General features: G+C 66.9%; 5 protein-coding genes. 1 reads left to right on the forward strand and 4 read right to left on the reverse strand.

The annotated features are described in order from the left end of the window. Positions 1 to 57 precede the first annotated feature (57 nt). From qcrB to ctaE, 4 genes are all read right to left on the reverse strand, one after another. Complete coding sequence (gene qcrB / locus AC13HU_RS31800) at positions 58 to 1,698, reverse strand: cytochrome bc1 complex cytochrome b subunit (RefSeq protein ID WP_483045444.1); 1,641 nt, start codon at positions 1,696 to 1,698, stop codon at positions 58 to 60. Continuing rightward, positions 1,695 to 2,759 (reverse strand): cytochrome bc1 complex Rieske iron-sulfur subunit, encoded by a 1,065-nt coding sequence (gene qcrA / locus AC13HU_RS31805; protein ID WP_483045445.1) that lies wholly within the window; start codon positions 2,757 to 2,759, stop codon positions 1,695 to 1,697. Before qcrA ends, qcrB begins: the two co-directional genes overlap by 4 nt. Then, on the reverse strand, positions 2,756 to 3,565 hold the full coding sequence (qcrC, locus tag AC13HU_RS31810) for a cytochrome bc1 complex diheme cytochrome c subunit (RefSeq protein WP_483045446.1): 810 nt from the start codon (positions 3,563 to 3,565) through the stop codon (positions 2,756 to 2,758). Before qcrC ends, qcrA begins: the two co-directional genes overlap by 4 nt. A 108-nt stretch (positions 3,566 to 3,673) precedes the next feature. Beyond that, entirely contained in the window at positions 3,674 to 4,294 is a 621-nt protein-coding gene (gene ctaE, locus AC13HU_RS31815) for an aa3-type cytochrome oxidase subunit III (protein ID WP_483045447.1), read from the reverse strand. 177 nt (positions 4,295 to 4,471) lie between these two features. On the opposite strand from ctaE, the gene AC13HU_RS31820 reads away from it, so the two are divergent. Then, the gene (locus AC13HU_RS31820) at positions 4,472 to 4,891 is read left to right on the forward strand and encodes a hypothetical protein (RefSeq protein WP_483045448.1); all 420 of its coding nucleotides are present in this window, start codon (positions 4,472 to 4,474) and stop codon (positions 4,889 to 4,891) included. Positions 4,892 to 5,017 lie beyond the last annotated feature (126 nt).

Consider the following 5,017-nt stretch of genomic DNA (forward strand, 5'->3'; position numbering starts at 1 on the left):
CCCTTCGTACGGGTGCCGGGTCCGGCCCGGGTCTGCTGCTGAGGTCAGCGCGGCGACTCAGTGGTGGCCGTGGCCGCTGGTGATCTCTTCGTACTCCTCGACCGTCGGCTTCGGGATCTGGCTGTGCTCGCCGTAGAACCCGTGGGACAGCTTCGACTGCACCTTCGCGATGGGGTTGACCTTCCGGGCGACCCCGTTCTCGTCGGTCTCGGGTCCGAGGTCCAGCGGCTGCGGCTGGTCGTGCGCGGTGAGGACGTGCAACTGCTGCTGCGACAGCGGCTCGTGCACCTCGATGAACTCACCGTGCGGCAGCCGCTTGATGATGCCGCTCTCCCGCCCGTGCAGCACCTTGTCCCGGTCGCGCCGCTGGAGCCCGAGGCAGATCCGCTTGGTGATCCAGAACGTGATCACCGGCGCCACGAAGAAGCTGACCCGCACGAACCAGGTGATCGCGTTGATCGACAGGTGGAAGTGCGTGGCCCACAGGTCGTTGCCGCCACCGACCAGCAGCACGAAGTACTCGGTCAGCCAGGCGACACCGAACCCGGTGCGCACCGGACGGTTGCGCGGCCGGTCCAGCAGGTGGTGTTCGCTCTTGTCCCCGGTGACCCAGGACTCGATGAACGGGTAGACCGCGATGGCCACCATCACCAGCGGGAAGATCACCAGCGGGATGAAGACGCCGAGCACCAGCGTGTGGCCCCAGGCCGTGATCTCCCAGCCCGGCATCACACGGATCAGGCCCTCGGAGAAGCCCATGTACCAGTCGGGTTGGGCACCCGTGGACACCTGGTCCGGCCGGTAGGGGCCGATCGACCAGATCGGGTTGATGGTGGCGACCGCGGCGACCGCGGCGATGACACCGAAGACCAGGAAGAAGAAGCCGCCCGCCTTCGCGGTGTAGATCGGCAGCAGCGGGGAGCCGACCACGTTCTTCTCGGTCTTGCCCGCACCCGGGAACTGGGTGTGCTTGTGGAAGAACACCAGGATCAGGTGGGCCACCAGCAGGCCGGCCATCAGACCCGGCAGCAGCAGGATGTGCACCGAGTAGAAGCGCGCCACGAAGTCGTGCCCGGGGAACTCCCCGCCGAACATGAACATCGACAGGTAGGTGCCGACGATCGGCACGGACAGGACCGCGCCCTCCATGAACCGCACACCGGTGCCGGACAGCAGGTCGTCCGGGAGCGAGTAACCGGTGAAGCCGGTGAACATGCCCAGGAGGAGCAGGGTCCAGCCGAAGAGCCAGTTCAGCTCGCGCGGCTTGCGGAACGCGCCGGTGAAGAAGACGCGCATCATGTGCACGACCATCGCGGCGATGAAGATCAGCGCGGTCCAGTGGTGGATCTGCCGGATCAGCAGACCGCCGCGGACCTCGAAGCTGATGTGCACCGTGGAGGCGAACGCCTCCGACATCCGCTGACCGTCGAGCGGTGCGTACGGGCCGTTGTACACGACCTCGTTCATGCTCGGGTGGAAGAACAGCGTCAGATACACACCCGTGAGGATGAGGATCACAAAGCTGTAGAGGCAGACCTCGCCGAGCATGAAGGACCAGTGGTCCGGGAAGATCTTGCGCAGGTTGGACTTGGCCAACTTGTAGAGCCCGAGCCGGCCGTCGGTCCACTCCGCGACCCGCTCACCGGGATTCGTCGGGCGGCCACGCCGGGTCGGTGCATCATCGGTCGTGGTGCTCATGAGCGCTCCCAGAATGCCGGGCCGACGGGCTCCTCGAAGTCGCCGAGGGCGATGAGGTTGCCCTCACTGTTGACGCTGATCCGGAGCTGCGGCAGCGCGTGACCCGCGGGACCGAAGAGCACCCGCGCGCCGTCGGAGAGGTCGAACGTCGACTGGTGGCACGGGCACAGCACGTGGTGCGTCTGCTGCTCGTACAGGCTGATCGGGCAGCCGACGTGGGTGCAGATCTTGGAGAAGGCGACGATGCCCTGGTGGCCCCAGTCGCGCTCGCGCTTGTCCTTGATGTCGTCCGGCTTGAGCCGCACGATCATCAGGGCCGCCTTGGCGATCTGCTCCTGGAAGTCGTCCTGGCTCTCTTCGAGTCCGTCCGGCTGGGCGAAGGTCAGGGAGCCGACGATGACGTCCTCGGGACGCAGCGGCTGGTTGGTGTTGGTGTTGATCAGCTGCTTGCCCTTGGCCCACATGGTGTGGTCGAGCTTCTTCTCCGGCAGCGGACCGAGGTCGCGCATGATCACCAGGCCGGCCAGCGGCACCATGGTGAGCGCGCCCATCATGGTGTTGCGGATCAGCTTGCGGCGGCCGAAGCCGCTCTCCTTCGCGCCGGTGATCCACTGCTGGCGGACGTTCTCCCGCAGTTCGTCGTCGGCGTCGATACGGTGCCGGTCGTCGGCGATCTCCTCGTCGGACATCAGCGTACGGGCCCAGTGCACGGCGCCCGCGCCGATGCCGAACAGCGCCACGGCCAAGGTGAGGCCGAGCGAGAAGTTCAGCGCACTGACATGCCCGAACGGGAAGATGTAGACGATCTTGTCGACCGGGAAGATGACGAAGCACGCGATGAAGGCGATGGTGCCGAGCATCGACAGCGTGAACAGGCCGGCCACCACTCGCTCGGAGTGCCTGGCCGCCTTCTCGTCGATGTCCTGGCGCCGGTGCTCGTGGGGCGGCAGCCCGGGGTTGGCGAACGGGTCGGGCTTGGCGACCTCGTCGCCGTGGTGGCCGCCCCGCTCGCTCGGCAGGTTCTCTGGCACGTCGTTGTGCGATCCAGTCTCGTCGCTCATGATTTCTTGGCCTTAGTCGTCCGGGCAGCGACCCAAATGGCGATGGCGATCAGCGTGCCGAGACCGAAGACCCAGGCGAACAGGCCCTCGGACACCGGGCCGAGGGAACCGAGCGTGAAGCCGCCGGGGTTCGGGCTCTGCGCACTGTCCACGGCCTTCAGGTACGCGATGATGTTCGCCTTCGCGTCGGAGGGCATCGTGCTGTCCGGGAAGGACGGCATGTTCTGCGGGCCGGTCTGCATCGCCTCGTAGACGTGCTTCGACGAGACGCCCTTGAGGCTCGGCGCGAACTTGCCGTGCGTCAGCGCGCCACCCTTGCCCACGAAGTTGTGGCACTGCGCGCAGTTGGTCCGGAACAGCTCGCCGCCCTTGGCGACGTCGGCGGAGGCCGGACTGTACTGGTCCTTCGTGGGCGTCACCGGGCCGGGGCCCAACGAGGCGATGTACGCGGCGAGCTGGTCGATCTCGCCCTGGCTGTAGGTTTTCTTCTTCGCCTCGATCTGCGGGCCGGGCTGCTTGGCCGGCATGCGGCCGGTGCCGACCTGGAAGTCCACCGCGGACGAGCCGACGCCCACCAGGGTCGGGCCGTCGGAACTTCCCTGCCCCGACATGCCGTGGCAACTGGCGCAGCCGACCTGGTAGAGCTTCTTGCCCTCCTCGATGGCGAGGGAGGACTGCGAGGTGTCAGCCTGCGCCTTGGGCGCCGGCGCGAGCGCGGCGTACAGCCCCCCGGTGGCCGCGAGCGCGAAGAGTAGGACGACAAGCGCCGCCAGCGGATGGCGCCGTCGTACGGAGAGCTTTTTCACGGATTACCCCGGTGTCAGGATCTCTTGTGTCGATGCTTCTGGCTGTGCCATCGGCGGGCCGTCGTCCTCCGTCCGGAGTGCGACGCGACGCCGACCGCGCGGTACCGGCTACTTGATCAGGTAGATCGTGGCGAACAGGCCGATCCAGACGACATCGACGAAGTGCCAGTAGTAGGACACGACGATGGCTGCGGTGGCCTGCTGATGGGTGAACCGCTTGGCCGCGTAGGTGCGGCCCAGCACCATCAGGAACGCGATCAGACCACCCGTCACATGCAACCCGTGGAACCCGGTCGTCAGGTAGAACACCGAGCCGTACGGGTCGGAGCTGAGCGAGATCCCGTCCTTCTTGACCAGGCTGGTGTACTCGAAGATCTGCCCGCCGATGAAGATCGCGCCCATCACGAACGTCACGATGAACCACGAGCGCAGCTTCTTCACGTCACCGCGCTCGGCGGCGAACACGCCCATCTGGCAAGTGAAGGAGGAGAGCACGAGGATCGTCGTGTTCGTCGCGGAGAACGGCACGTTCAGCGCGTCGGCGTGGGCCCGCCAGAAGGTCTCACCAGTGACCGACCGAAGGGTGAAGTACATCGCGAAGAGGGCCGCGAAGAACATCAGCTCGGAACTCAGCCAGATGATGGTCCCGACGCTGGTGAGGTTCGGCCGGTTGACCGACGGGTGCGCGTGCCCGGTTTCTACTGCTGTTGCTGTCGCCACGTCCGACATTATGTCGGTCCCTTATCCGGCGCTGACTCCGGGGGTCCCCCTTCGGTGTGTCAAGGACCTTCGGCGACCCGCACGGCCTAGTTGGGTGTCCTTCGATCGGGCGACCCCTCCTCGGAAACACCCTGGCGGGAGTAGCATCCGAGCCACTTGAGAAATCCTTCACGAGGAGGAGCCACGATGCAGGCGACCGCCACGGTGCTGGTCTACAGCGACGACGCGAACACCCGGGAGCAGGTCCGGCTCGCCGTCGGACGCCGGCCCTCCGCCGATCTTCCCCCGGTGCAGTACGTGGAATGCGCGACGCTGCCCGCGGTGCTGACCGAGTTGGAGAAGGGCGGCATCGACGTGATGGTGCTCGACGGGGAGGCCAACCCGGCCGGCGGAATGGGCGTGTGCCGCCAGGCGAAGGACGAGATCTTCCACTGCCCGCCGGTGCTGGTGCTGATCGGCCGCCCGCAGGACGCCTGGCTGGCCACCTGGAGCCGCGCCGACGCGGCGGTCACCCATCCCGTGGACCCGGTGGCCCTCACCGACTCCCTGGCGGTCCTGCTGCACCGCCGCCTGGAGCCCACGGGCAAGGCTGTCGCCCACCGTTAGAAACCCGGTGGGCGACTGCCTTTCTTGCCGCGCCTTCGCCTCCGGCCCCTTGGACCCGGTGTCGACGGTCGACCGTGCTCGATCGCTCGTTCCTCACGATCTCCGCGCGCTCTCCCTTTCGACACC

The sequence above is a fragment of the Streptomyces sp. NH27 genome (assembly GCF_056859195.1).